Here is a 511-nt window from a genome sequence, read left to right on the forward strand (position 1 = left end):
GCGCAGCGCATGCGCGCGCAATGCCTCGATCAGCGCCAGCCCGCCGCCAACCGGCATCAGCCGCGGCGCGGCAGCCGTGAGGAAATAGGTCGGCAGCAGGTCGAAGCGCACGCCGAAGGTCTTCAACCATTTGACGGTCTCGGGCGCCCTGTTCGCGAGTTCAGCGATCAGTTCCGGATCCGGCATGCCGTGTGCCCTGACGAAGGACGGCCTCAGATGATCGGGCTGGACGAGCTGCTCGAAGATATACGAATCCAGGTGATCGCCTGCGTTCTCGGCAAGGCGCTCCTCGAAATCCGCGCTGACCTCGTCTTCCGAGGACATGCGGAAGTAGGCCTCGGTCCAGCGCGTGTTGCCGCCGAACTCGTCTTCGGTCGCGCGCTCCAGCACCGCGACGTGGGCTCCTGCGGCCGCCGCAGCGACCGCCACCGACAGGCCCGAGATACCAGCGCCCACCACGGTCACGTCGAACGACCGATGCGTTGTTTCAGACATGATGTCTCCTCCATGG

Annotated in this window: 1 protein-coding gene; it reads right to left on the minus strand. The window is 65.8% G+C overall.

What is annotated here, in order from left to right; all coding sequences use genetic code 11:
• Positions 1-511, minus strand: a 511-nt coding sequence (locus FQ705_RS30930; RefSeq protein WP_313955687.1) for an FAD-dependent oxidoreductase, incomplete at both ends; no start/stop codon positions are given.

Origin of the sequence: Paraburkholderia sp. BCC1884 (assembly GCF_900996225.1) — a bacterium.
GTDB lineage: Bacteria > Pseudomonadota > Gammaproteobacteria > Burkholderiales > Burkholderiaceae > Paraburkholderia.